Consider the following 24673-nt stretch of genomic DNA (forward strand, 5'->3'; position numbering starts at 1 on the left):
GGCGCCGGCCAGGCCACCGGCGGCACCGGACCCGGTGGCGGGCCGGGAGGCGCGCCGGGCGCCGCCATTCGGGCCGCCGGGCCGCGCTGGTCGCGGTTGAGCAGCAGCGCACCGCCGATCAGGATCACCGCGCCGAGCAGGATCGCCCGGAACCCGTTGGTGACGACGTAGCCGAAGCCGACCGCGACCACGATGCTCAGCACGATCACGGTGATCGGGGACATGCTGGACCGGCCCCGGCCGAGCATCGACTCCACGGGCGAGGCGGTGTCCCCCTCACCGGGGATGATCAGCCACGCGGTGACGTAGACCAGGATGCCGATGCCGCCGAAGAAACCCAGCACCGCCAGAAGGACGCGCCACAGCACCGGGTCGGTGTTGGTGGCCCGGCCGATCGCCGCGCAGACGCCGGCCAGGTAGCGGCCCTCCCTGGGGCGGACCAGCCCGTACCGGGAGGTGAACCCGGCGCCGCCGGGCGGCGGGGCGTACCCGGCGGGTGGCGGGTCGGCGAACGGCGCGTCGCCGGTGGGCGGCGCGCCCGGCGGCGGGGTGAAGCCGGCCGGTGGGGGCGCCGTGGCGTCGGCGGCGGTGGGCGCCGGCCCCGGCGGGGATGGCGGTGGCCCGTCCTGTGCTGCCGCCCCGGGGCGGGGCGGACGGGCAGCGTCCTCGGTCATGCCTCCGATCCTGCTGCCCCGGCCGCCCGAGCGACCTCAGGACCCGACCCTGACCCCACCCTGAGATCCCGGGGCGGCGAATGTCCGGGGCGTCCCCGTGGTCCGGGGCGGTCCGGGCGTGTGACGATCGGGACGTCGGCCGCCGCCGGCATGCCGTCCCCGACCCGGGAGCCTCCGATCAGCAGCACCGTGACTCCGCACCCCCCGCGCCTCTACCGGGCCACCGAGCACCGGCTGGCCGCGGGCGTGGCCGCCGGCCTCGCCGAACACCTGGGCATCTCGGTGCTCCGGGTCCGGGTGGCCTTCATGGTGCTGCTCGGGCTGAGCGGTCTCGGGCTGCTGCTCTACGCCGCCTTCTGGGCGGTGGTCCCGCCGCGGCCCGGCGACACCGCCGTCCCGCCCCGCCGCGACCTCGCCCAGCTGCTGCCCTTCGTGGCGATCGGGCTGGGCGTGCTGCTGCTCCAGGTCGTCGCCTTCGACTCGGTCGGCGCGGCCGGCACCGCCGGCTGGCTGGTCGCCATCATCGCGGTCGGCGCCGGGGTGATCTGGCACCAGTCCGCGCCGGAGCGCCGCCGGCAGTGGGGCGGCTCCATGGCGGTGCCCTGGCTGGGCGCGGTGGTGGAGGAGAGCGACCGGCGCTCGTTCGTGCTCCGCTTCATCGGCGGCGGGGTGCTCGTCGCGGTCGGCATCATCGGCGTGGCGGCGGTCTACTCGCCGGCACAGAACTTCGACGCCGTGCTCAACGGCATCATCTTCGCCCTGGTCGGGCTGGCCGGGGTGGGCGTGGTGACCGGCCCGGTGCTCTGGCGCACGTGGAACCAGCTCCGCTCGGAGCGCGAGGGCCGGATCCGTGAGCAGGAGCGGGCCGAGCTGGCCGCCATGGTGCACGACCAGGTGCTGCACACCCTGGCCCTGATCCAGCGCAACGCCAGCGACGTCAAGACGGTGCAGCGGCTGGCCCGGGGCCAGGAGCGGTCGCTGCGGAACTGGCTCTACAAGCCGACCGCCTCGCCGACCGAGCGCTTCGCGGCCGCGCTGGAGCAGGCCGCCGCCGAGGTGGAGGACACCTTCGCCATCACCGTGGAGACGGTGGTGGTCGGTGATCGGGAGACCGACGAGCGGGTCGGGGCGCTGGTCGCCGCGGCCCGGGAGGCGCTGGTGAACGCGGCCCGGCACGCCGAGGTACGGACCGTCTCGCTGTACGCCGAGGTGGAGCCGGAGCAGGTGAGCGCCTTCGTGCGGGACCGGGGCAAGGGCTTCGACCCGGATACCGTGGAGGATCACCGGCACGGCGTCCGAGGTTCGATCATCGGACGGATGAAGCGGCACGGTGGCCGGGCGGAGATCCGGTCCGAGCCGGGGGAGGGGACCGAGGTCCGGCTGATCCTGCCGATCAGCGGCTCCGGCTCCACTGCGGAAAGGGACAGATGATCATGGTCGAGCAGGAACCGGTCGAGGGCGCGGCGCCCCGGGAGGGGCGGTTGCGGGTGTTCCTCGTCGACGACCACGCGATGTTCCGGGCCGGCGTCCGCGCCGAGCTGGGCGAGCACGTCGAGGTGGTGGGCGAGGCGAGCACGGTGGCGGAGGCGGTCAGCCGGATCGCGGCGACCCAGCCGGACGTGGTGCTGCTCGACGTGCACATGCCCGACGGTGGCGGCCGGGCGGTGCTGGAGGCGATGCGGCGTACCCACCCGCAGGTGCGGTTCCTGGCGCTGAGCGTGTCCGACGCCGCCGAGGACGTGATCGGGTTGATCCGGGCGGGCGCCCGGGGCTACGTCACGAAGACCATCTCGCCGGACGAGCTGACCGACGCGATCCGGCGGGTGGCCGACGGGGACGCGGTGTTCAGCCCGCGGCTGGCCGGCTTCGTGCTGGACGCATTCGCGTCCCGGCCGGACGCGCCGGTGGCCGACCCCGAGCTGGACCAGCTCACCAACCGGGAGCGCGAGGTCCTCCGGCTGCTCGCCCGGGGGTACGCGTACAAGGAGATCGCGCGGGAGCTGTACATCTCGATCAAGACGGTCGAGACGCACGTCTCCAACGTGCTGCGCAAGCTCCAGATGTCCAACCGGTACGAGCTGTCCCGCTGGGCCGCCGACCGCCGGCTCGTCTGACCGCGCAGGCCCGGGGCGTCACTCGGTGCGCAGCACGGTGAACGCCTCGGCCAGCCGGCCGGGCGGGAGGCCGGCGTTGTCGGCCATCGTGGTGAGCCGGTCCCGGACCCAGGTCGGCACGTCCAGGTGGGCGGTCTGCGACCGGTGCGCCTCCATCGCCGCGATCTTGCGGTCGACCTGGTCGGTCACGTCGACGACGTGGTCCGGGCCGGGCCCGCCCGCGTACCAGATCTCGCGGACCACCCACGGTTCCAGCCCTTCGTCGAGCAGCTCGGGGAAGGCGAAGGGGTTGCGCGAGTCGGGGTAGACGGCGCAGGTGGCGGCCTCGCCGACGGCCAGGTGGTCGGGGTGGCTCGGGCCGGCCAGGTGCTCCCAGCGCCGCAGCGGCGAGCTGGTCAGCACCCGGTCCGGCCGGAACCGGCGGATCGCGGCGCTGATCTGCCGCCGCAGCGCCAGGCTGGGGGTGATGACGCCGTCGGTGTGGCCGTCGAGGAAGTCGACCCGGCGCACGCCCACCGCGGCGGCCGCGGCCCGCTGTTCCGCCTCGCGCCGGGCCGGCATCTCCTCGCGCGGTGTGTCGTCGAAGCCGCCGGAGTCCCCCCGGGTGGCGATGAGGTAGGCCACCTCGATACCCTCATCCACCCAGCCGGCTATGGTGCCCGCACAGCCGAAGTCGACATCATCCGGATGGGCAAAAACTGCGAGGGCCCGGCGGACGTCGGGCAGCACCGGAGCGGACGCGGGGAAGCTCACGACGCCGAGCCTACGCGGGTGGTCTCGCCCCGTGTGGCCGTGTCTTACCTGTTCAGAGCCGTCCGATCCACGTGTTTCATGATCTTTTCTCAAGTATCGGCAACGTGGCGACCAACTAACGGCTTGATAACGGCACCTTCACGCAAAGGGCTGGTGAGTGTCACAGTGGCAGCACCTCACCCCCCGGTGTGAGGCACCCCGTCGGGCCCGCCGACCACGTGACGCCGCCTCCACGCGCCGGCGCGTGGCCGTCGAGCCTGCGCGGTGCCTTCGTCAAAGGGTGTGGCGCCCGGCGGATCGGTACCCCTGGGGTGTCCCGATTTCCTCTGCGGTAAGCCGGCGACCTGTGGTTCGGGCCGTCGGTGGTGTCACCCCCCAAACGTGCGTGAAACTCACGACGGAACCAGGTTAGAAAGAGGAGGCCCCTCGGAATGAGAGTCTCGAAGCGGGCGAGCGGCGCGCTCGCGGTGGGCGCGGCATTCGCGCTCGTCGCGTCCGGCTGCTCCAGCGGCAACGACGACGGTGGCAACGCCAGCGCCAGCAAGGACGGCGCGATCGTCATCGACGGCACCCAGCCGGAGAACCCCCTGGTTCCGGCGAACACCACCGAGACCGGTGGCGGCAAGATCATTGACTGGGTGTGGAGTGGCCTGGTCGAGTACCCCAACAACGGTGGGGCGCCGCGGAACCTGCTGGCCGAGTCGATCGAAACGAGCGACTCCAAGGTCTTCAAGATCAAGATCAAGCAGAACACCAAGTTCCACGACGGCACCACCGTCAAGGCCGAGAGCTTCGTCAAGGCCTGGAACTGGGCGGCGTACGGCCCGAACGGCGCGCAGAACGCCTCGTTCTTCGCGGACATCCAGGGCTTCGGCGACACCTTCACCGAGGACCCGGACGGCCCGGACGGCCCGAAGAAGGCCCCGGAGCCGAAGGCCAAGGAGCTGTCCGGCCTCAAGGTCATCGACGACTGGAACTTCGAGGTCACGCTCTCCGCGCCGACCTCCGTGTTCCCGACCAAGCTCGGCTACAGCGCCTTCATGCCGCTGCCGGACGCCTTCTTCTCCACCACCCCGGCGGAGTTCGGCAAGAAGCCGATCGGTAACGGCCCGGTCAAGCTCGTCTCCTGGCAGGACGACGTCGAGATCAAGCTCGCCCGCTTCGACGACTACAGCCTGCGCGACAAGATGAAGATCAAGGACGTCACCGTCAAGATCTACCAGGACGACACGGCGGCGTACAACGACCTGCTCGCCGGCAACCTGGACTTCCAGCAGCAGGTCCCGGTCTCCTCGCTGGCCGGTGACAAGTGGAAGAGCGACCTGGGCGAGCGGGCGATCGCGTCGACCACCCCGTCGACCGGCATCATCGCCTTCCCGATCTACGACAAGCGCTTCCAGAACGCGAAGCTGCGCAAGGCGATCTCGCTGTCGATCAACCGCCAGGAGATCACCGACCGGATCTTCTTCGGTAACCGCAAGCCGGCCGACAGCTGGGCCAACCCGCTGACCCCGGGCGCCGAGCCGGGCAACTGCACCGCCTGCAAGTTCGACCCGACCCAGGCCAAGCAGCTGCTCCAGGAGGCCGGTGGCTTCCAGGGCAAGCTGACCCTGTCGTACAACGCGGACGCCAGCCACAAGGAGTGGATGGAGGCCGTCGCCCAGCAGATCAAGACCAACCTGGGCATCGACGCGGTCGCCGTCGGCGTGCCGACCTTCGCGGTCTTCCGGGCGAACATCAACAACTACAAGATGACCGGTGCCTACCGGGCCGGTTGGCAGCAGGACTACCCGGACGTGGAGAACTGGATCAACCCGCTCTACGTGACCGGCGGTTCCTCGAACGACGGCAAGTACAGCAACCCGCAGGTGGACGCCCTCGCCAAGGAGGCCTCCGCGGCCCCCAGCCTCGAGGAGGCCCACAAGAAGTTCGCCGAGGCCGTCAAGCTGATCGACCAGGACGTCCCGACGATGCCGATCTACTTCGGTGGCCAGCAGTCCGGCCACTCGGAGAAGATCAAGAAGATTGAGCTGACCAACGTTGGTGAGCTCGACATCACCTCGGTCGAGCTCTGATCCGAACGGTCTGACCCCGGGTCGGGCTCGCCTACCGGTGAGCCCGACCCGGGGCCGTTCCGCGAGGGGGTGTACAACAAACCCCTCGTACGTTGTCGTCACCACCCGTGTCGGCAGTCCGACGCGCCCCCCTGTCTGGAGGACCACCCCATGGGCCGTTATCTCTTGAGGCGGCTGCTGCAACTCGTACCGGTCTTCATCGGCACGACGTTCCTGATCTACTGGCTCGTCTGGTCGGTGCCCGGCGACCCCTTCGCCGGCAAGTGCGGCGACCGCGGTTGCCCGCCGAACTACCGGGCCATGATGACCGAGAAGTACCATCTCGACGATTCGATCTGGGTGCAGTACGCCAGTTACATGAAGAACCTTCTCCAGGGTGACTTCGGTATCACGTTCGGCGGTCGCGAGATCAGCGACATCATCGCCACGTCGTACCCGAACACCCTGAAGCTGGCGGTGGTCGCGCTCGCCATCGAGGCCATCATCGGCCTCGGCGCGGGCGTCCTGACCGGTCTCCGGCGCAACGGCTTCCTGGACAACCTGGTCCTGATCTCCACCCTGTTCCTGATCGCGCTGCCGGTCTTCGTCATCGGCTTCGTGCTCCAGTGGCTCCTCGGCGTCAAGTGGGGCATCATCACCCCCACCGTTTCCAACGAGATGCGGTTCAGCGAGCTGATCGTCCCGGGCTTCGTGCTCGGTAGCGCCTCGATGGCGTACATCGCCCGGGTGGCGCGGACCAGCATCGCCGAGAACCGGCGGGCCGACTACGTCCGCACCGCCATCGCCAAGGGCCTCCCCATGCGCCGGGTCGTCGGCGTGCACCTGCTGCGCAACTCGCTCATCCCGGTCGTCACCCTGCTCGGCACCGACCTCGGCGCCCTGATGGGCGGCGCGATCATCACCGAGGGCATCTTCGGCATCAACGGCATCGGCCGCCAGGTGCTCCGGGCGATCGTCACCAAGGAAAGCGCTACCGTTGTCGGCATCGTGGTGGTGCTGGTGGTCGTCTATCTCGTGATGAACCTGCTGGTGGACCTGCTCTACGCCGCCCTGGACCCGAGGATCCGCTATGAGTGACCCGAGTACCGCGTCGATCGTCTCGACGCCGCCCGCGACCATGCCGACCGAGGCGGGTTCCGGTGCGCCCGTCAACGCCGGCCTCCCGGAGGGCGCGCAGAAGTCGCAGAAGCCGCGTGGCCTGCTCGGCGACGCCTGGCGCGACCTGCGCCGCAAGCCGCTGTTCTGGATCTCCGCTTCGTTCATCGTGCTCTTCGTGGTGATGGCGGCGTTCCCGTCGCTGTTCACCTCCGGCGACGCCGTCAACGGCGCGCTGTCCCGCAGCCGGGCCGAGCCGTCGGCCGACGCCTGGTTCGGCTACGACGTGCAGGGCCGCGACGTGTACGCCCGGGTGATCTACGGCGCCCGCGCCTCGATCGTGGTGGCACTGCTGTCGACCATCGGCACCCTGCTGTTCGGTGGCGCGATGGGCATCATCGCCGGCTACCGCGGTGGCTGGGTGGACGCGGTCCTGTCCCGGATCGCGGACATCTTCTTCGGCCTGCCGTTCGTGCTCGGCTCGATCGTCATCCTGACCACGTTCAACGGCTCGGGCACCGACAACGGTGAGTGGACGATCATGGGGCTGGTCATCATGTCCCTGACCGTGCTGAGCTGGCCGGTCGTGATGCGGCTCATGCGTTCCTCGGTGCTCGCCACCAAGGAGGCCGACTACATCGTGGCGGCCCGTGCGCTGGGCGCCGGCACCGGCCGGATCATCCTCAAGCACCTGCTGCCGAACTGCCTGGCGCCGCTGCTGGTGTACGGCACGATCATGGTCGGCTCGTTCATCGGCGCGGAGGCCACGCTGTCCTTCCTGGGCATCGGCCTGAAGAGCCCGGTGGTCTCCTGGGGCATCATGATCAGCGAGGCGCAGAACTACATCCGGGTCTCGCCGTTCCTGCTGTTCTTCCCCTCCGCGTTCCTCGTCATCGCCGTGTTGAGCTTCGTGATGCTCGGCGAGGCGGTCCGCGAGGCCCTCGACCCGAAGCTCCGATAGGGGAACTGAGTTGTCCGACATTCTCGTGTCCGAGCAGTCCGCGCCGGGCGCCGACGGATCCGGCCGCCCCTCGGGCCGCCTGCTCGAGGTCGACGGCCTGCGGGTGGAGTTCCGCACCCGGGACGGTGTCGCCAAGGTCATCAACGGGGTGACGTACCACGTCGACGCGGGAGAGACCCTCGCCGTGCTCGGCGAGTCCGGCTCCGGCAAGAGCGTCACCGCGCAGACCATCATGGGCATCCTCGACACCCCGCCCGGCTTCGTCACCGGGGGCCAGGTCCGCTTCCACGGCAAGGACATGCTCAAGATGTCCCCCGAGCAGCGGCGCCGGATCCGTGGTGAAGGCATTGCGATGATCTTCCAGGACTCGCTCTCCGCCCTCAACCCGGTTTTCACCGTCGGCTTCCAGATCGCCGAGCAGTTCCGCATCCGGCGCGGCATGAGCCGCTCGGACGCCAAGAAGCGCGCGATCGAGATGCTCGACCAGGTCAAGATCCCGAACGCCAAGGGCCGGTACAGCAACTACCCGCACCAGTTCTCGGGTGGAATGCGGCAGCGCGCCATGATCGCCATGTCGCTGGCGCTCGACCCCGAGGTGCTGATCGCCGACGAGCCGACCACCGCGCTGGACGTGACCGTGCAGGCCCAGATCATGGACCTGCTCGGGGAGCTCCAGCGGGAACGGCAGATGGGCATGATCCTGATCACCCACGACCTCGGCGTGGTCGCCGACGTCGCGGACCGGATCGCGGTCATGTACGCCGGCCGGATCGTCGAGGAAGCCGACGTGTACGACCTGTACGCCAAGCCGGCGCACCCGTACACCCTCGGCCTGCTCAACTCGATCCCGCGGATGGACGAGAAGGGGCAGGAGCTCCGCACCATCAAGGGCCTCCCGCCGAACCTGATGAACATCCCGCCGGGCTGCGCCTTCAACCCGCGCTGCCCCATGGCGCAGCCGGTGTGCCGGGAGAAGGTGCCCCCGCTGCTGCAGTTGGGCCGCGGCCGGGCCAGCGCCTGCCACTTCGCCGAGGAGCTCGTGAACCGTGACTGAGAACATCATCGAGGTCCGTGACCTGGTCAAGCACTACCCCGTGACCCGGGGTGTGGTGTTCAAGAAGACCATCGGTCACGTCAAGGCGGTCGACGGCGTCTCCTTCGAACTGAAGGCCGGCGAGACCCTCGGCGTGGTCGGCGAGTCCGGCTGTGGCAAGTCGACGCTGGCCCGGGTGCTGATGAACCTGGAGAAGCCGACCGCCGGCCAGGTGCTCTACAAGGGCCAGGACATCTCCAAGCTCTCCGGCGGCGCGCTGCGGCGCCTGCGCCGGCAGATCCAGCTGGTGATGCAGGACCCGTACACCTCGCTGAACCCGCGCATGACGGTCGGTGACCTGATCGGCGAGCCGTTCGAGATCCACCCCGAGGTGGCCCCGAGGCGGTCCCGCCGGGACAAGGTCAAGGAGCTGCTCGACCTGGTCGGCCTCAACCCGGAGCACATCAACCGGTACCCGCACCAGTTCTCCGGCGGCCAGCGGCAGCGCATCGGCATCGCCCGGGCGCTGGCCCTGCGGCCCGAGGTCATCGTCTGCGACGAGCCGGTGTCGGCCCTGGACGTGTCGATCCAGGCGCAGGTGATGAACCTGCTGGAGAAGCTCCAGGCCGAGTTCGGCCTCTCGTACGTCTTCATCGCCCACGACCTGTCGGTCGTGCGTCACCTCTCCGACCGGGTCGCCGTGATGTACCTGGGCAAGATGGTGGAGGTCGGCACCGAGGACGAGATCTACGAGCGGCCGACCCACCCGTACACCCAGGCGCTGCTGTCGGCGGTGCCGGTGCCGGACCCGACCGTGCGGGAGAGCAAGGCGATCATCCGGCTCCAGGGTGACGTCCCCTCGCCGGTCAGCCCGCCCTCGGGCTGCCGGTTCCGTACCCGGTGCTGGAAGGCGCAGGACGTCTGCGCCCAGGAGGTGCCGCTGCTCCAGATCCGGCCGGGCTCGGACCACCCGAGCGCCTGCCACTTCGCGGAGAAGCGGGAGATCGTCGCCACCCACGAGGTGGCCTGATCCACCCCGGACCGCCTGCCGGCGTCACCCGACGCCGGCAGGCGGTCCGTCGTATCCGGGCTCGGCGGCGTCCGGGTCCCGCGCTGCCGGCACGGCTCACAGTGGTCCGCGGCCGGCGCGCAGCAGCAGGAGCGCGAGCTGGGTGCCGTCCGCGCCGAGCGCCTGGCGGAACCGCTCCAGGATCTCCCGCTCGCGGGAGAGCACCAGCCGGGTGCCGCCGGAGGCCATCCGGGTGGCGCCGACCTCCTGGGACAGCGCGGCCCGCTCCTGCCAGAGCGCGATGATCGTGCGGTCGATCTCGTCGATCCGCTCCCGGATCCCGCTGATCCGTTCGGCCGCCGCCGAGTCGCCGGTGCCGGTCCGGGCCGCCGCGGCCCCGGTCGGGTCACCGCCAGCGGGCCCGTCGTGCCGCGCCGGGCCGCCGCTGGACTCCACCACGTCAGTCATCATCGTCGTACCCCTCGGGGTCTCGGGCCCGGTACCCGGATCCCGGGACGGAAAAGCCCCGGGCTCCAGGAGCCCGGGGCTTTTCGTAGGTCTGTGATCAGGCGCGACCCACGGCTGCCGGACTCCCGGTGCCGTAGTAAAAGTAGAAGCGCTGACCGAACACGCCGTCGAGTATGCCGACCCGCGGGGCGGGCGCGCAAGGAAACCCGCCAACAGGTGGGACGTGACGCCTTCGTCTCGTCGGGGCCGCGTGGGCGGGAAGTGTCCGGCCGTCGGCATAGACTCGCCGTGCGATGCATCCTCTCTTCGACATCCCCGCGTCCCCGCCCGCGCCGGAGCCCCGGCCGACCCCGCCGCACCGGCCCGGGGCCCGGCCGGACCCGCAGGCACTCCTCGCCGGCCTGAACGGTCCCCAGCGGGACGCGGTCACCCACGCCGGCTCCCCGCTGCTCATCGTTGCCGGCGCGGGCTCCGGCAAGACCCGGGTGCTGACCAACCGGATCGCCTACCTGCTCGCCGCGCGGGACGTGCACCCCGGCGAGATCATCGCGATCACCTTCACCAACAAGGCCGCCGGCGAGATGAAGGAGCGGGTGGCCGCCCTGGTCGGTCCGCGTGCCCGGTTGATGTGGGTGTCGACCTTCCACTCGGCCTGCGTCCGGATCCTGCGGGCCGAGCACGAGCACGCCGGCCTCAAGTCCACCTTCTCGATCTACGACGCGGACGACTCCCGCCGGCTCATGCAGATGGTCGCCCGCGAGCTGGACCTGGACCCGAAGCGCTACCCGGCGCGCGGTCTGGCCGCCCAGGTCTCCAACCTGAAGAACGAGCTGGTCGACCCGGAGGGGTTCGCCGGCCGGGCCAAGGGCCCCAACGAGCGGGCGCTGGCCGAGGCGTACACGCTCTACCAGCGGCGGCTGCGCGAGGCGCACGCGCTCGACTTCGACGACCTGATCATGACGACGGTGCACCTGCTCCAGTCGCACCCGCACGTGGCGGAGAGCTACCGGCGCCGGTTCCGGCACGTGCTGGTCGACGAGTACCAGGACACCAACCACGCCCAGTACGTGCTGATCAAGGAGCTGGTCTCCGGCACCGAGGGCGTCCCGCCGGCCGAGCTCTGCGTCGTCGGAGACGCCGACCAGTCGATCTACGCGTTCCGCGGCGCCACCATCCGCAACATCCTGGAGTTCGAGCGCGACTTCACCGACGCCCGGACGATCCTGCTCGAGCAGAACTACCGCTCCACCCAGACCATCCTCAACGCCGCCAACGCGGTGATCGACCGGAACACCTCCCGCAAGCCCAAGCGGCTGTGGAGCGACGCCGGGGCCGGCGAGCAGATCGTCGGCTACGTGGCCGACACCGAGCACGCCGAGGCGGACTGGGTGGCCCGGGAGATCGACCGGTTGGTCGACGCGGGCGACACCCGCCCGGGCGACGTGGCCGTCTTCTACCGCACCAACGCCATGTCCCGGGTCTTCGAGGAGGTGTTCATCCGGGTCGGCCTGCCCTACAAGGTGGTCGGCGGGGTGCGCTTCTACGAGCGCAAGGAGGTCCGCGACGCGCTGGCCTACCTGCGCGCCGTGGTCAACGACGACGACACGGTCAGCCTGCGCCGGATCCTCAACACCCCGCGCCGGGGCATCGGGGAACGGGCCGAGGCGTGCGTGGAGGCGCTGGCCGGCCGGGACCGGATCTCCTTCGGCGCGGCGCTGCGCCGGGCCAAGGACGCTCCGGGGATCTCCACCCGGGCCGCCAACGGCATCGCCGAGTTCGTCGCGCTGCTCGACGACGCGCGCGAGCTGGCCGCCACCGGCACCCCGGAGGAGGTGCTGGAGGCCCTGCTGACCCGCTCGGGCTACCTGGCCGAGCTGGAGGAGAGCCTCGACCCGCAGGACGCCGGCCGGGTGGACAACCTCCAGGAACTGGTCAGCGTCGCCCGGGAGTACACCGAGCGGATCGAGGCGCTGGGCGAGGAGGACGAGCGGGCCACCCTGGCCGGCTTCCTGGAGCAGGTGGCGCTGGTCGCCGACGCCGACCAGATCCCCGCGGACGACCCGGACCACCAGGGCGTGGTCACCCTGATGACCCTGCACACCGCCAAGGGGCTGGAGTTCCCGGTGGTGTTCCTCAGCGGCCTGGAGGACGGCGTCTTCCCGCACCTGCGCTCGTTGGGCGACACCCGCGAGCTGGAGGAGGAGCGGCGGCTGGCGTACGTGGGCATCACCCGGGCCCGGCAGCGCCTCTACCTGTCCCGGGCGGTCACCCGCTCGGCCTGGGGCGCGCCGGCCTACAACCCGCCGTCGCGCTTCCTGGAGGAGCTGCCGACCGAGCTGGTCCGCTGGGAGCGCACCGAGGGGTCGTACACCTCGTGGGCCGGTGGAGGCGGCGGCGTCGGCGGCCGGGCGGACCGGGTGCCCGGCGGGCGCGGTAACTTCACCGGGGGCACGCCCAAGGCGACCCAGCTCGCCAAGCGGCTCGGGGTGGACGCCAGCCGGCTGGCCACCGCGAGCGAGCTGAAGCAGGCGCCCAAGGTCTCGGTGGGCGACCGGGTCAACCACCAGCGCTACGGCCTCGGCCGGGTGCTGGCGGTGGAGGGGCAGGGTCCGGGTGCCCGCGCGCAGATCGACTTCGGCGACCAGACCATGTGGTTGGTCCTCCGGCACGCCCCGATCGACAAGCTCTGAGCCGAGTGGGGCCCGGCCCGGCGACGTGCCGGACCGGTCCCCTCCCTCGTGCCGTGACCGTCAGCAGGCCACGTCGATGCCCCGGGCACGCAGGAACGGCGCCGGGTCGATCTGGTTCCACATGGCGCCCTTGTGCACCTCGAAGTGCAGGTGCGGGCCGGTGGAGTCGCCGGTCGAGCCCTCGTAGCCGATGACCTGCCCGGCCTTCACCCTGTCGCCGACGCTGACGATCAGCCGGCTCTGGTGGGCGTAGTGGGTCAGGTAGCCGTTGCCGTGGTCGACGAAGACCGAGTTGCCGTAGCCGTCGCCGGCGTCGCCGGCCTTGACCACGGTGCCCGCCGCGGCGGCGTGGATCGGCGTGCCCGCCGGCATGGCGAAGTCGATGCCGGCGTGCAGGGTGCCCCACCGCTGCCCGAAGCAGGAGGTGATCTCGGCGCCCGTCATCGGGATGACCCAGGCCGGCTTCGGCTTGGTGGTCTTCTTCGGCTTGGGCTTGGCCGAGGCGGTCTTCGTCGGCTTCGGGCCGGCCGCGCTCGGGCTCGGCGACGGGCTGGCCGGGGTGGCCGAGGGGGTGACCGGGGCGGTCGACTCGCGGGTCGAGCGGTCGGCGCGGGCGGCGGCCTCAGCGCGCGCCTGGGCGTCGAAGTCGACCGCGGCGGGGGTCGGGGTGCCGTGGTCGGCGGTGGCGACGGAGACACCGCCGACGCCGAGGCCGAGCAGGGCCACCGCGCCGACGACGAAATATGCGGTACGCCGGACCGGGCGCTGGCGCCGGTGCCGGGCGGGAGCGTTGTCCGGGGTGTTCTCGTTCTGGATGGAGCTGTCTTCCTGCACGGAAACCTTCATCAGTCGAGGGGCACGTGACCTCGAAATACTGGTGTCGGCCGGCATGGCGTCGGGTAGGGGGTTCCGGAGGACCGGCGGGGCCGGTGACGCGGCCTGTCCAGGTTTCCGCCGGCCTGGCCGGTTTACTGCCGAAAAGGATCATGCTCGGCTGTGGTGCCGGCCACAATCGTCGCTGTGACCCAGGAGACTTTGCCGCAGACAAAACCGCCCGGATCGACTGATCCGGGCGGTCAAGGGGCGATACGCAGCGTCAGGACGCGGCTACCTCGCTGTAGATTGCCTCGACTTCGAGCTGGATGTCCACTCCACGCTCCTTGAGCCACGGCACCGGGTCGAGCGGCTGGCCGTTGACATGGATCTCCAGGTGCAGGTGCGAACCGTAGGAGTGGCCGGTGTTGCCGACCAGGCCGAGCTGGTCGCCCGCCTTCACCTGCTGGCCCTCCTTGACGGTCACCGCCGAGGAGTGGCCGTAGATGGCCTCGCTGCCGTCCGCGTGCTTGACGATCACCGCGTAGCCGTAGCCGCCGAACCAGCCGGCCTTGGTGACCTGGCCATCGTGGATCGCCCGGTAGGGCGTGCCCTCCGGGGCGACCAGGTCGATGCCGGTGTGCAGCTTGCCCCAGCGCATGCCGTAGGGCGACTGGAAGTCGTAGCCGTGCAGGGGGAGCAGCCAGGTGTCCTGCTCGGTGGCGGTCTTGCCGCCGGCGCGGTCGTCACGGGTGGCGCGGTCCGCGCTGTCGGCCCGGGCCGCGGCGTCCTGGCTGGTGACCGAGGCCTGCTTGAGCTCGTCGAGGACCGACGGGCTGACGCTCTTGGCGTCGGGGAGGGCGTTCGCGCCGAGGGCGACGATGCCGGCGCCCACGAAGGCGGTGGTCACGACCGCGGCGTAGCGGCTCCGCGGGGGGGTGGGTACGCGGCGGCGACCGCGATATCTATCGGGCTCAGACGACAGGCGCTGGCGCACGCACACCCTCCGTTGTCGGGGATCCGATGCGACTCCGGACCGTTCGGTGAAGCTCGGTCGAACCTCCGGTGTCGCGTCGTCACCCGTCCGTGGACCTGATGACAACCGTGGACACGTTAGCCAACCGCCACTCCTGTCACAAGCCGAAGCGCCGAATTGGCGTTTCGTTCTGTCCGTTTCCATCCGCTCTTGTCATAGCTCGTGCCCCCGGTCGGCTGGCCCGGCAACTGCCCGTTCGTCGCGGACAGTGACCGATCGGCTGAGGTGTCCGGCTTCCCGTGAGCGGGCTCGGGCGGTAAGGCGCAGCCCGGGTTTCCGGCCCCGGGTACGGCGGGTTACCGTTCGTTCAGGTCAGGAGTGCCGGAGCCGGTGAAAGGTGTGCGCTGATGAACTCTCGTATCCGGGTCGTCGTCGCGAAGCCCGGCCTGGACGGCCACGACCGGGGCGCGAAGGTCGTCGCCCGTGCCCTGCGTGACGCGGGCATGGAGGTCATCTACACCGGCCTGCACCAGACCCCGGAGCAGATCGTGGAGACCGCGATCCAGGAGGACGCCGACGCGGTGGGCCTCTCGGTGCTCTCCGGGGCGCACATGACGCTCTTCAAGCGGGTTCTCGAACTGCTCGCCGAGCGCGACGCGGCCGACATCGTGGTCTTCGGCGGCGGCATCATTCCGGACGCCGACATCCCGGAGCTCCAGCGGCTCGGCGTCGCCAAGATCTTCACCCCGGGCGCCACCACCCAGTCGATCGTGGAGTGGGTCCGGGAGAACGTCGCCCAGCCGGTCGCCTGACCTTCCCGGCGGCGCCGGCGGCCCTTTCCGGGCGGCGCGGGCGAACTGACGGTGTCGCGGTCTGACGGGGAACCGCCAGGTCGGCGACAGAGCGGGTCGCCGGTGTGCGGGCAGGGGGAGGGGCCGGACGCACCCCTCACACGCCCGGCCCCTCTATGCACGATGCCCCGCCGCCACCCCTCGACCGACAGGGCATCGGCCGCTCCCGTCGTCGCGCTTGACCAGCGCTCCGACATCAGACTCAACGACGCCCCCAACAGGGGGTTACGCCTGTTCCGCAACATCCCCCGGACGGCTGACGGCCCGCGTTCCGGACACCTCGGACGGGCCGGTTTCCAGGGACCTCGCGGTGTGGGCCCGGGTCGTATCGTGTGCCGGCCCGGACCGCGCCCGCCAGCGCGTCGGCGGCGCCGACCTGGCTGAGCGGGGACTGCTCGACGGCGAGCGGCTGGCGCGGGCGGGTCAGCGGGGCCTGGCCCCGGTTCGCCGGCAGCACCACGGTGGCGTTCGGCAGGGTGACCTGGGCGACCGTGCCGCCCTCCACGTTGCGGCGCAGCTCGACCCGGATCCCGTAGCGGGAGGCGAGCCGGCTCACCACGGCCAGACCCATCAGCCGGAACGCGGCCACGTCGACCGTGGGCGGGGCGGCCAGCCGGCGGTTGAGCGAGTCGAGCTGGTCGTCACTGAGGCCGAGACCGCGGTCCTCGACCTGGATCAGCACGTAGTCGCGGATCCGGCGGCCGTCGGCCACCACGATGGTGTTCGGCGGCGAGAACCGGGTGGCGTTGTCGAGCAGCTCGGCGACCAGGCGCACCACGTCGTTGACCGCGTGCGCGGCGACCGAGATGTCGGTGTCGACGGTGCCGAACTCGATCCGGTTGTAGAGCTCCACCTCGGACTGGGCGGCGCGCAGCACGTCGACCAGGAGCGCGTCGTCGCGCCGCGGCACGGCCGAGTCGGCCCCGGCCAGCACCAGCAGGTTCTCGTCGTTGCGGCGCATCCGGGTGGCCAGGTGGTCCAGCTCGAAGAGCTGGGCCAGCCGCTTCGGGTCCTCCTCGCCGCGCTCGATCGCGTCCAGCTCGCCGATCATCCGGTCGACCAGGCTCTGCGAGCGGCGGGCCAGGTTGAGGAACATCGCCGAGACGCTGGTCCGCAGCGCGGCCTGCTCGGCCGCCACCCGGACGGCCTCCCGGTGGACCACGTTGAAGGCCGCGGCCACCTGGCCGACCTCGTCGCGGTTGGTCAGCTTGATCGGGTCCCGGACCTGCTGGACGATCTCGTCCACGCCGCCGTCGCCGATGGCGTTGACGTTCTGCAGCCGGCTCACCGCGTCGGGCAGGTCGTGGTTCGCCACCGCCAGCGCGCCCTCGCGCAGCCGGCGCAGCGAGTCGTTGAGCGAGCGGGCCAGCACCACGGCCAGCGTCACGGCGATGGCCAGGGTGAGCAGCACCAGCAGGCTCTCCATGAAGGCCTGCCGGATGACGTCGGTGCGCACCGCGTCCGCGTCGGCGAGCAGCTCGTTCTGGAGCTGGATCTCGGCCCACCGCATCAGGTCGCCGACCGCGGCGATGGCCGCAGCGGCCTCGTCGCGGGTGACCAGCGGGGCCCGCCCGACCGAGCGGGAGACGTCGGTGGCGACCCGGTCGCCGAGCTGCACGGCGTCACCGGAGACGGTGCGGTCCACCAGGGCCCGCTGGTCCGGCTCGGCGGCCCGGGAGAAGGAGAGCAGGGCCTCCTGCTGGCCGGTCAGGGTGGCCACGAACGAGGAGAACTGTTCCTCGTCGATCCGGCCGGTGGAGAGCGCGGTGTAGGCGACCGCCTCCTCCTCGGCGACCTCGGCCTTGGCGTGGGCGAAGGCGGCCACCGCGCGACGGGCGTCGGCGAGGCCCTCCGCGCCGGGCTGCTGGGCCAGCGTGTCGCCGTACGCGACGAGGTCGTCGAGGACGATGCCGTAGCGCAGGCTCGCCTCGGAGACCGGCATCTGCTGCCGGTCCAGCACCTCCTGGCGGGTGCCGTTCAGCGTGTTCAGGTGGTCGTCGATCACCTTGAGCCGGTCACGCACGGAGGTCGGCACGTCGCCGAGCTTCCCGCGCTCGTCCCGGTACGCCGCAATCCGCTCATCGGTGCGGCGTACCCGCAGGTTGTAGTCGTCCGGCTTCTGGTTCGGCGCGACCAGGAAGGCGGCCGCGGCCATCCGCTCCTTGTGCAGGTCCTGGGTGAGCGCCGAGACGTCGATCGACAGCGCGGTCAGCGACCGGATCCGGTTTGCCTCGTAGGCGCCCTCGCCGACCGAGACGAGTCGGATAGTTGCCAGCGCGATGACCGCCGCCACCGGAACGACGAGGATGAGGGCGAGCTTGGAGCGGATCCGCGCGTCACGCAGCCGAGGCAGTCGCCGGCGCCGGTTCCGCTGATCGGCGTCGGGGCTCTCGGGCAGGGTCGTAGGTCCGGTGCTCACGACATCGCCTCCGTCGTTTCTTCCACGCTTGACCCGCCGACCCGTGCCTGATGCAGCGGCCAGTGCCATGCGCGGCACGGCCGCGATTTCATCAGACGAGATCGTGTTTGGGAAGCGGCAGTGAGACAGGAAACGGTCGGGGCCGACGCAACCCGTGATCCGATCACCTAATACCTTCTTTTCTCCAGCCCTCTGAACAGGGCATGTAACTCCAGAGTGGCCAGTCGTATCTGCGCAGTAATTGTCGGTTAACGTTGCGCGTCCCCAACATGTGGGACGAGCGTCCCGAAACAGCTCCCGACATCCGCGCTTGACCACAGGGCCCGGCATTGGCAAGGTTTTGCAGGCTTCGCGCACACCGTACGGCACACCAATCCCGTTCCTCCACTGAGGACGGACGAGCGGCGGTGATCGGGCGCTGGCCCACGCCGCACCTGGAGGACTGAGTTGAGCCCCATCCGCTCCGCGAGCATCGCGGTGCTCGCATCGGCCGTGCTGGCCACCACCCTCACCGGCTGCGAGATCGGCGGGGAGCCGCAGGACACCAGCCCGATCGTGATCGCCGCGGACCTCGAACTGTCCGGCGCCTCCGCGCCGATCGGCAAGGTTTACCAACGGGCCCTGGATCTGAAGGTCGCGCAGTTGAACTCCTCCGGCGCCCTGGGTGGCCGGAAGATCGAACTCAAGGTGAAGGACAACCGCTCCGACGCCGCCGAATCGTTGCGGAACATCAACGATTTCAGCAGCGACTCGCGGGTCAGCGCCATCATCATGGGCGGCTGCAACGAATGTGCGGTCGGCGCCGTCCGCACGATCGGTGAGAAGCATATTCCCACCGTCGCGCTCGCCTCCTCCGGCGAGGTCACGGAACCGGTCGCCGAGCGCCGCTATGTCTTCAAGCTGGCACCGAATGCGGCCGACAGCGCCGCCGCCCTCACCACCGAACTGACCCACCGCAACATCCGCAAGGTCGCCGTGCTGCACAGCGCCGACAAGTACGGCCAGGAAGGGCTGGCGGCGTTGAACAGCGAGTTCACCAAGGCCGGCATCAAGCTGACCCGCGCCGAGTCGGTACGGACCACCGACACGGAGGTCAGCACCCAGATCGACAGTCTGGTGGCCAAGAAGCCCGAGGCGCTGATCGTCTGGACCCCGCCGGAGCAGGCGTCGCTGGCGGCCACCACCGCCCGGCAGAGCCGCTACACCGGCGCGCTCTTCTTCGACGCCTCGGCGGCCGGCGACCTCTTCCTGGGCGCCTCGGCCCGATCCACCGAGCGGGCCACGCTGATCTTCACCCAGACCATGGTGATCGACGACGTCATCGCCACCACCCCGGCCAAGGCCGCCCGGCGGCAGTGGTTCCAGGAGTACACCGCCCGGTTCGGCGGCTACAACGGCTTCTCCTCGTTCGCCGCGGACGCCGTCCAGCTCATCGCCGACGCCGAACTGCGGGCCGGCGGCGAGCCGGGCAAGGTGGACCGGGAGGCCCTGCGCGACGTCCTGGAGACCGCGCAGCTCGACGGCCTCTCCGGGCCGATCCGGATGACCCCGGACAACCATTCCGGCCTGATGCCGCAGGCGTTGACGACGCTCGTGGCCCGGGGTGGTCGTTGGCGTCTGGCGGGCTAGTCGGGCCGGCTCCCGGCAGGAGGGGATGCTTCCTGCCGGGAGCAGCCGGTCAGCGGGCCGAGGTGGTGGCGCGGACCCAGGGCAGGGCAAGGCGCTCGACCAGGCTGAGGGCCGAGTAGAGCAGGATGCTCATCACCGCCACCAGCACGATCGCCGCCCACGCAGTCGCGGTGTCGCCGACCCCGTTGTACTGGAGGATCTGGTAGCCCAGCCCGGGCCGGTCCGAATAGAACTCCCCGATCACCGCGCCGATCGCGGCCAGCGGCATGGCCACCTTCAGCCCGACGAAGATCTGCGGCAGCGCGCCCGGGAAGCGCACCTTCCGGAACGCCTGCCACCAGGACGCGTTCAGCGAGCGGCCCAGCTCGGCCAGGTCCGCGGGAGTGGTGGTCAGCCCGGTCGCCGTGGAGAGCACGATCGGAAAGAAGCAGAGCAGGAACACCATGGTCAGGATGGGCTTCTGCCCCCAGCCCACCGCGACCACCAGCAGCGGACCGAAGGCGATCTTCGGCACCGCGTTGACCGCCACCAGCAGCGGGGCGAACATCCGCTCCACCCGGCTGGAGGCGGCCAGCGCCATCCCGATCAGCACCCCGGCGAGCGACGAGAGCAGGAAGCCGAGCAGGGTCATCCAGGTGGTGATGCCCAGCGCCGGAAGCAGCACGTCGGTGGTGCCGACCAGCGAACGCCACACCGCCTGCGGCGGCGGCAGCGCGGCCGGGTGGACCAGGTGCAGCCCCGAGGTGACCAGCCACCAGACGGCCACCGCGACGACCAGCCCGAGCGCCGGCAGCCCCACCGCCGCGGGGCGTACGAGCAGCCGGCGCGGTGCGGCGACGGGCTCCGCCGGCTCCTCCGGCGCCGGTGCCCCGGCCCGGGTCCCGGTCAACTGCGTCAACGTGTCCTCCTCTCTCGGCCGGTCGACGACCGGCACGCGAAGGGGGTGCGCCCCACCGGGTGTCCCGGCGGGCCGCACCCCCGTTGCCCGAGCCGACCGGTCAGGCCTTCGGCGCGAGGTTGAAGTCGATGATCTGGTCGGGGGTGAGGTCCTGCTTGAGCGCGCCCGCGCCCTGGAGCAGCGCGATGCTCTTGGCGACCCGGCCGCTGTCCAGCGTGCCGATCGCGGTGCCCGAGTTGCTGGAGCGGACGTACGCGGCCATCAGCTGCAGCTCCGCGGCGGACGCGGCCGGGTTGGCGGCCGGCACGTTCTTCTTCAGGATCTCGCCCGCCTCGTCCGGGTGGGCCAGCGCGTACTCCAGACCCTTGAGCAGGGCCGTGGTGAAGCGCTTGACCATCTCGGGCTTCTCCTTGGCGATCTTGCTGGAGGTGATCAGCACGTTGCCGTAGAGGTCCTGCATCACATTGCTGTACGGCAGCACGACCGGCTTCTTCTTGGCCACCGCCTCGACGGTCGGCTGGCCGACCACGAACTGGCCGATGCCGTCGACCGCGCCGGAGCCGAGCATGCCGATCAGGCCCTGCGCCTCACCGTTGACCCAGGTCACCTTGCTGCCGTCGATGCCGGCCAGCCGGGCGTACGTCGGGAAGAGGTTGCGCACGACGGAGGTGGGGGTGTCGGCGAGCTTCTTGCCCTCAAGGTCCTTCGGGGTGGCGATGTTCTTGCCCTCGACCGAGACGATGGCGGCCATGGTGCGCTGCTGGATCGCCGCCACCGCGACGAAGTCCTTGGCCTGGCCGTTGCCGACCTGAAGGATGCCGCCGGTCAGGTCGATCGGGCCGAAGTCGGCCTGGCCACCGGTGATGGTCTGGATGACCGAGCCGGTGCCCTGCCCGGGCTTGATGTCCACGTCGAAGCCGGCGTCCTTGAAGAAGCCCTTCTCCTTCGCCACCCAGGCGTAGGAGTCACGGCCGAAGTTGCCGAACGAGGTGAGGTAGGTCACCTTCTCCAGCGCCGCACCGTTGCCGCTCTTGCCGTCCTCCGACTTGTCCGAGTCGCTGCTGCAACCGCCGACCAGGGCGAGGGCGGTGGCCAGCGCCGCGGCGGCGACCGTACGGGTCAGCCTTCTCATCAGTGCACCATGTCCTTTCCGACCAGGACATGTTCGCCTGGTCGGGTCGTGGGTCCGACGGTGTCGGCAGGAGGGGACCGCCGATGGGACCGTCGTGAGGGGACTCTTCGCGCGCAACAGCGTACGAGAAGGCCGATGAAGCCAGGTGGGCGTCCGGGTTGCGGAACGGAAACGAAGTTGCCTGACGGAAAGGAGACTGACGTCCACCCCGGACGGTGCTATGGAGATCGGCTCCCGCTACGCTAGCCCGACTCGCGTTCGCGACGTTGGAAGGGAGCCGGCGGGAGATGATCCGACTGTCCGGGGTGTCCCGCACCTTCGACGGCCGCTCGGGCCGGGTCGAGGCGCTGCGCGGCATCGACCTCGACGTCGCGGAGGGCGAGTTCGTCGCCGTCCTCGGCCGCTCCGGGTGCGGCAAGTCCACCCTGCTCCGCATGATCGCCGGCCTGCTCCCCGTCACCGGGGGCGAGATCACCGTGGCCGGCACGCCGATCACGAAGCCCCGCCGGGACATCGCCATGCTGTTCCAGCGGCCCGCGCTGCTGCCCTGGCGCACGGTGCTGGACAACGTCCTGCTGCCGGTGGAGATCTTCGGCTGGAGCCGGGCCAAGCACCGCGACCGGGCCCGCGGGCTGCTGGAGATGGCCGGGCTGGGCGGCTTCGAGAAGCGCCTCCCGCACGAGCTCTCCGGTGGCATGCAGCAGCGGGTCTCGCTCTGCCGGTCGCTGATCGGCGAGCCCCGGGTGATGCTCATGGACGAACCGTTCTCCGCGCTCGACGCGCTCACCCGGGAGGAGCTCTCCGGCGAGCTCCAACGGGTGCACATGGAGACGAAGGCGACCATCGTCTTCGTCACCCACTCGATCGACGAGGCGGTGCTGCTGGCCGACCGGGTCGTCGTGCTCAGCCCGCGCCCCGGCCGGATCCGCGAGGTGGTCGAGGTCGTTGTGCCCCGGCCCCGCACCCTGGGCCGCCACGCGCACCTGGCCGAGGTCGCCCGGATCAGCGCCGAACTGCACGAACTGCTGATGGAGCGCGACACCACCGGTGGCGTCGTCGCGGGAGGACTCTGACCATGCGGGTGTCCGTCTTCACCGAGCCGCACCGCGGGGCCAGCTACGACGACCAGCTCCGGTTCGCCCGGCTGGTCGAGGAGACCGGCTTCGAGGGCTTCTTCCGGGCCGACCACTACCGGGCGATGGGCGACGAGCCCGGCCTGCCCGGCCCCACCGACGCCTGGCTGACGCTCGCCGCGCTGGCCCGGGAGACCTCCCGGATCCGGCTCGGCACGCTGGTCACCTCGGCCACCTTCCGGCTGCCCGGGCCGCTGGCCGTGATGGTCGCCCAGGTCGACCAGATGAGCGGCGGCCGGGTCGAGCTGGGCATCGGCGCCGGCTGGTACGAGCGCGAGCACACCGCCTACGGCATCCCGTTCCCGGCGGTCACCGAGCGGTTCGACCGGCTGGCCGAGCAGCTGGAGATCGTCACCGGGCTGTGGCGCACCCCGCCCGGCGAGACGTACAGCTTCACCGGCGACCACTACCGGCTGGTCGACGCGCCCGCGCTGCCCAAGCCGGTGCAGCAGCCCGGCCCACCGGTGATCGTCGGCGGCCGGGGCCCGAAGCGCACCCCCGAACTGGCCGCCCGGTACGCCGACGAGTTCAACATGCCGTTCAAGACCGTCGCCGAGACGGCCGCCGCGTACGAGCGGGTCCGCGAGGCGTGCGACCGGACCGGGCGCACCGGGTCGGGACGGGCGCCGCTGGTGCTCTCCGCCGGGATCGTGGTGGCGATCGGGCGTATGGACGCGGAGGCACAGCGCCGGGCCGCGCCGCTGCACGTCAAGAGCGCGCTCCCGCCGGAGGACCCGGTGGTCGGCTCCCCCGCCCAGCTCGTCGACCGGCTCGGCGAGTTCGCCGCGATCGGGGCCACCCGGGTGCACCTGCGCCTGATCGACTTCGACGACCTCGACCACGTGGAGCTCATCGCCGCCGAGGTGCTCCCCCAACTGGACGGACCACGATGACCGACCTCTCCGCCGACCTCGAACTCGGCCCGGTGGGCCAGGAGATCGTCTTCGAGAACGACCGGGTGCGCGTCTGGCACATCCGGCTGGAGCCGGGCGAGCGGCAGCCGCTGCACCGGCACGACCACCCGTACCTCGTGGTGGCGGTCGAGGGCGCGAAGAACGTGGTGCAGACGATCGACGGCACGACGATCGACGCGGACGAGCCGACCGGCGGGGTGGTCTACCGCGACCCGGGGGCCGTGCACATGCTGACCAACGTCGGCGACACCACGTACCTGGCCCGGCTGGTCGAGCTGAAGTAGCCACGCCGGCCCCGACTCGCCGCGCCACGGGTGGCAAGGTGGCGATCGGGTGCACCGGGCCGTAACGTGCCCGACATGGCCTTTCGGACGTGGGGCAGGCTGCTGCTCACGGCGCTCGGGGTGAGCGTGCTGGCCGGGGCCGGCCAGCTCGGCATCGCGTACGGCTTCGGCGTCGTACGCCTCGACGGCGCGTTCGTCGACGGCTCGGTCAACCGGTGGCCCGCCCAGCTCGCCTGGGTCGGCTGGTTCGCCGCGGTCGCCACGGTCGCCGGAGCCGTCCTCACCGAACGCCTCGCCCGCCGGGACACCTCCCCGGCCGGCACCACCGAGCTGCTCTCCATCGCCGGCGTCAGCGCGCTGGGCGCGACCGTGGTCGCCCCGCTCTGCATGCAGCCGGCCCGCGCCGCCGAGCTGGGCGGCACCGTCGACCCGGTGTGGGCGGTCGGCATCTGCGCGATCCTCGGCGCGGTGGTCGGGGCGGGCGCGGCGATCGCCGTGCTGCTCAATCCGCCGTTCGGCTGGAGCATCGCGCTCACCGCCGCAGCCGTCTGGCTGCTCGCCCTGGTCTCCGTCGCGCCGTCGGTCGCGTCCACCGGCGCGCTGCCCACCGTACGCCTCGGCGTCCTCGAACCGACCTGGCTCGACCCGGCCGCGGCCCAGCGCCTGGCCATGCTGCTGCTGCCCACGCTGGCCCTGCTCGCCGGCGCGGCGGTCGGCGCGCTGGCCCGCCGGGCCGGGCACCTGCCGCTGGT

Annotated in this window: 20 protein-coding genes and 2 pseudogenes; 14 read left to right on the forward strand and 8 right to left on the reverse strand. The window is 71.1% G+C overall.

The features are described 5' to 3' along the window. Nucleotides 1–674: PspC domain-containing protein (locus tag B0E53_RS14160; protein WP_146167667.1), on the reverse strand; the 674-nt coding region annotated here is incomplete at its 3' end. A 150-nt stretch (nucleotides 675–824) separates the two neighbouring features. On the opposite strand from B0E53_RS14160, the gene B0E53_RS14165 reads away from it, so the two are divergent. Together B0E53_RS14165 and B0E53_RS14170 are read left to right on the forward strand one after the other, a co-directional pair. Then, complete coding sequence (locus tag B0E53_RS14165) at nucleotides 825–2105, forward strand: ATP-binding protein (RefSeq protein ID WP_107076506.1); 1281 nt, start codon at nucleotides 825–827, stop codon at nucleotides 2103–2105. Between the two features lie 2 nt (nucleotides 2106–2107). Continuing rightward, complete coding sequence (locus tag B0E53_RS14170) at nucleotides 2108–2788, forward strand: response regulator transcription factor (protein ID WP_107076507.1); 681 nt, start codon at nucleotides 2108–2110, stop codon at nucleotides 2786–2788. A gap of 18 nt (nucleotides 2789–2806) precedes the next feature. On the opposite strand, the gene B0E53_RS14175 is transcribed toward B0E53_RS14170, so the two are convergent. Then, the gene (locus B0E53_RS14175; protein ID WP_348639660.1) at nucleotides 2807–3541 is read right to left on the reverse strand and encodes a PIG-L deacetylase family protein; all 735 of its coding nucleotides are present in this window, start codon (nucleotides 3539–3541) and stop codon (nucleotides 2807–2809) included. A 431-nt stretch (nucleotides 3542–3972) separates the two neighbouring features. On the opposite strand from B0E53_RS14175, the gene B0E53_RS14180 reads away from it, so the two are divergent. The 5 genes from B0E53_RS14180 (at nucleotide 3973) to B0E53_RS14200 (ending at nucleotide 9735) form a co-directional block, all read left to right on the forward strand. Continuing rightward, nucleotides 3973–5616 (forward strand): ABC transporter substrate-binding protein, encoded by a 1644-nt coding sequence (locus B0E53_RS14180; protein ID WP_107076490.1) that lies wholly within the window; start codon nucleotides 3973–3975, stop codon nucleotides 5614–5616. A 150-nt stretch (nucleotides 5617–5766) separates the two neighbouring features. Then, a complete protein-coding gene (locus tag B0E53_RS14185) occupies nucleotides 5767–6693 on the forward strand; it encodes an ABC transporter permease (RefSeq protein WP_107076491.1) in 927 nt (308 codons plus the stop codon). Beyond that, complete coding sequence (locus B0E53_RS14190) at nucleotides 6686–7672, forward strand: ABC transporter permease (RefSeq protein ID WP_107076492.1); 987 nt, start codon at nucleotides 6686–6688, stop codon at nucleotides 7670–7672. Before B0E53_RS14185 ends, B0E53_RS14190 begins: the two co-directional genes overlap by 8 nt. Nucleotides 7673–7697: 25 nt before the next feature. After that, nucleotides 7698–8726 (forward strand): ABC transporter ATP-binding protein, encoded by a 1029-nt coding sequence (locus B0E53_RS14195; RefSeq protein WP_107076493.1) that lies wholly within the window; start codon nucleotides 7698–7700, stop codon nucleotides 8724–8726. Further along, nucleotides 8719–9735, forward strand: coding sequence for a dipeptide ABC transporter ATP-binding protein (locus B0E53_RS14200; RefSeq protein WP_107076494.1), 1017 nt, complete (start codon nucleotides 8719–8721; stop codon nucleotides 9733–9735). Before B0E53_RS14195 ends, B0E53_RS14200 begins: the two co-directional genes overlap by 8 nt. Before the next feature lie 96 nt (nucleotides 9736–9831). Here the strand turns inward: B0E53_RS14200 and B0E53_RS14205 are convergent, their stop codons facing one another. Beyond that, nucleotides 9832–10185 (reverse strand): chorismate mutase, encoded by a 354-nt coding sequence (locus tag B0E53_RS14205; RefSeq protein ID WP_107076495.1) that lies wholly within the window; start codon nucleotides 10183–10185, stop codon nucleotides 9832–9834. 290 nt (nucleotides 10186–10475) lie between these two features. On the opposite strand from B0E53_RS14205, the gene pcrA reads away from it, so the two are divergent. Beyond that, the gene (gene pcrA, locus B0E53_RS14210) at nucleotides 10476–12872 is read left to right on the forward strand and encodes a DNA helicase PcrA (RefSeq protein ID WP_107076496.1); all 2397 of its coding nucleotides are present in this window, start codon (nucleotides 10476–10478) and stop codon (nucleotides 12870–12872) included. 60 nt (nucleotides 12873–12932) lie between these two features. Here the strand turns inward: pcrA and B0E53_RS14215 are convergent, their stop codons facing one another. Together B0E53_RS14215 and B0E53_RS14220 are read right to left on the reverse strand one after the other, a co-directional pair. Then, the gene (locus tag B0E53_RS14215) at nucleotides 12933–13706 is read right to left on the reverse strand and encodes a M23 family metallopeptidase (protein WP_246835395.1); all 774 of its coding nucleotides are present in this window, start codon (nucleotides 13704–13706) and stop codon (nucleotides 12933–12935) included. A gap of 262 nt (nucleotides 13707–13968) precedes the next feature. Next, a complete protein-coding gene (locus tag B0E53_RS14220) occupies nucleotides 13969–14682 on the reverse strand; it encodes a M23 family metallopeptidase (protein ID WP_107076498.1) in 714 nt (237 codons plus the stop codon). A gap of 386 nt (nucleotides 14683–15068) precedes the next feature. On the opposite strand from B0E53_RS14220, the gene B0E53_RS14225 reads away from it, so the two are divergent. After that, nucleotides 15069–15473, forward strand: a complete 405-nt coding sequence (locus tag B0E53_RS14225; RefSeq protein ID WP_107076499.1) for a cobalamin B12-binding domain-containing protein — start codon at nucleotides 15069–15071, stop codon at nucleotides 15471–15473. Nucleotides 15474–15897: 424 nt separating this feature from the next. Here the strand turns inward: B0E53_RS14225 and B0E53_RS14230 are convergent. Beyond that, nucleotides 15898–17931 (reverse strand): annotated as a pseudogene (locus B0E53_RS14230) (sensor histidine kinase); the annotation flags it as partial. Nucleotides 17932–18378: 447 nt separating this feature from the next. On the opposite strand from B0E53_RS14230, the gene B0E53_RS14235 reads away from it, so the two are divergent. After that, nucleotides 18379–19560: an ABC transporter substrate-binding protein gene (locus B0E53_RS14235; RefSeq protein WP_107076500.1), complete on the forward strand. Its 1182-nt coding sequence runs from the start codon at nucleotides 18379–18381 to the stop codon at nucleotides 19558–19560. Nucleotides 19561–19609: 49 nt separating this feature from the next. On the opposite strand, the gene B0E53_RS14240 is transcribed toward B0E53_RS14235, so the two are convergent. Together B0E53_RS14240 and B0E53_RS14245 are read right to left on the reverse strand one after the other, a co-directional pair. Beyond that, the gene (locus B0E53_RS14240; protein ID WP_246835396.1) at nucleotides 19610–20380 is read right to left on the reverse strand and encodes an ABC transporter permease; all 771 of its coding nucleotides are present in this window, start codon (nucleotides 20378–20380) and stop codon (nucleotides 19610–19612) included. Between the two features lie 178 nt (nucleotides 20381–20558). Beyond that, nucleotides 20559–21590: an ABC transporter substrate-binding protein gene (locus tag B0E53_RS14245; RefSeq protein WP_107076502.1), complete on the reverse strand. Its 1032-nt coding sequence runs from the start codon at nucleotides 21588–21590 to the stop codon at nucleotides 20559–20561. A gap of 287 nt (nucleotides 21591–21877) precedes the next feature. On the opposite strand from B0E53_RS14245, the gene B0E53_RS14250 reads away from it, so the two are divergent. The 4 genes and pseudogenes from B0E53_RS14250 to B0E53_RS14265 form a co-directional block, all read left to right on the forward strand. Beyond that, nucleotides 21878–22663 carry an ABC transporter ATP-binding protein gene (locus B0E53_RS14250; protein ID WP_107076503.1) on the forward strand — a complete coding sequence of 262 codons (786 nt, stop codon included), beginning with the start codon at nucleotides 21878–21880 and terminating at the stop codon, nucleotides 22661–22663. Nucleotides 22664–22665: 2 nt separating this feature from the next. Next, a complete protein-coding gene (locus tag B0E53_RS14255) occupies nucleotides 22666–23616 on the forward strand; it encodes an LLM class F420-dependent oxidoreductase (protein ID WP_107076504.1) in 951 nt (316 codons plus the stop codon). After that, nucleotides 23613–23921 (forward strand): cupin, encoded by a 309-nt coding sequence (locus B0E53_RS14260; protein ID WP_107076505.1) that lies wholly within the window; start codon nucleotides 23613–23615, stop codon nucleotides 23919–23921. Before B0E53_RS14255 ends, B0E53_RS14260 begins: the two co-directional genes overlap by 4 nt. Nucleotides 23922–23996: 75 nt before the next feature. Further along, a pseudogene (locus tag B0E53_RS14265) lies at nucleotides 23997–24673 on the forward strand (hypothetical protein); the annotation flags it as partial.

The organism is Micromonospora sp. MH33 (assembly GCF_003013775.1).
GTDB classification, from domain to species: Bacteria; Actinomycetota; Actinomycetes; order Mycobacteriales; family Micromonosporaceae; genus Micromonospora; species Micromonospora fulviviridis.

Bases quoted from the DNA above. Each gene is read 5' to 3' on its own strand.
- B0E53_RS14165 (WP_107076506.1), top strand. From the start codon at position 825: ATGCCGTCCCCGACCCGGGAGCCTCCGATCAGCAGCACCGTGACTCCG.
- B0E53_RS14245 (WP_107076502.1), bottom strand. From the start codon at position 21,590: ATGAGAAGGCTGACCCGTACGGTCGCCGCCGCGGCGCTGGCCACCGCC.
- B0E53_RS14185 (WP_107076491.1), top strand. From the start codon at position 5,767: ATGGGCCGTTATCTCTTGAGGCGGCTGCTGCAACTCGTACCGGTCTTC.
- B0E53_RS14255 (WP_107076504.1), top strand. From the start codon at position 22,666: ATGCGGGTGTCCGTCTTCACCGAGCCGCACCGCGGGGCCAGCTACGAC.
- B0E53_RS14250 (WP_107076503.1), top strand. From the start codon at position 21,878: ATGATCCGACTGTCCGGGGTGTCCCGCACCTTCGACGGCCGCTCGGGC.
- B0E53_RS14260 (WP_107076505.1), top strand. From the start codon at position 23,613: ATGACCGACCTCTCCGCCGACCTCGAACTCGGCCCGGTGGGCCAGGAG.
- B0E53_RS14205 (WP_107076495.1), bottom strand. From the start codon at position 10,185: ATGATGACTGACGTGGTGGAGTCCAGCGGCGGCCCGGCGCGGCACGAC.
- B0E53_RS14225 (WP_107076499.1), top strand. From the start codon at position 15,069: ATGAACTCTCGTATCCGGGTCGTCGTCGCGAAGCCCGGCCTGGACGGC.
- pcrA (WP_107076496.1), top strand. From the start codon at position 10,476: ATGCATCCTCTCTTCGACATCCCCGCGTCCCCGCCCGCGCCGGAGCCC.
- B0E53_RS14190 (WP_107076492.1), top strand. From the start codon at position 6,686: ATGAGTGACCCGAGTACCGCGTCGATCGTCTCGACGCCGCCCGCGACC.
- B0E53_RS14170 (WP_107076507.1), top strand. From the start codon at position 2,108: ATGGTCGAGCAGGAACCGGTCGAGGGCGCGGCGCCCCGGGAGGGGCGG.
- B0E53_RS14180 (WP_107076490.1), top strand. From the start codon at position 3,973: ATGAGAGTCTCGAAGCGGGCGAGCGGCGCGCTCGCGGTGGGCGCGGCA.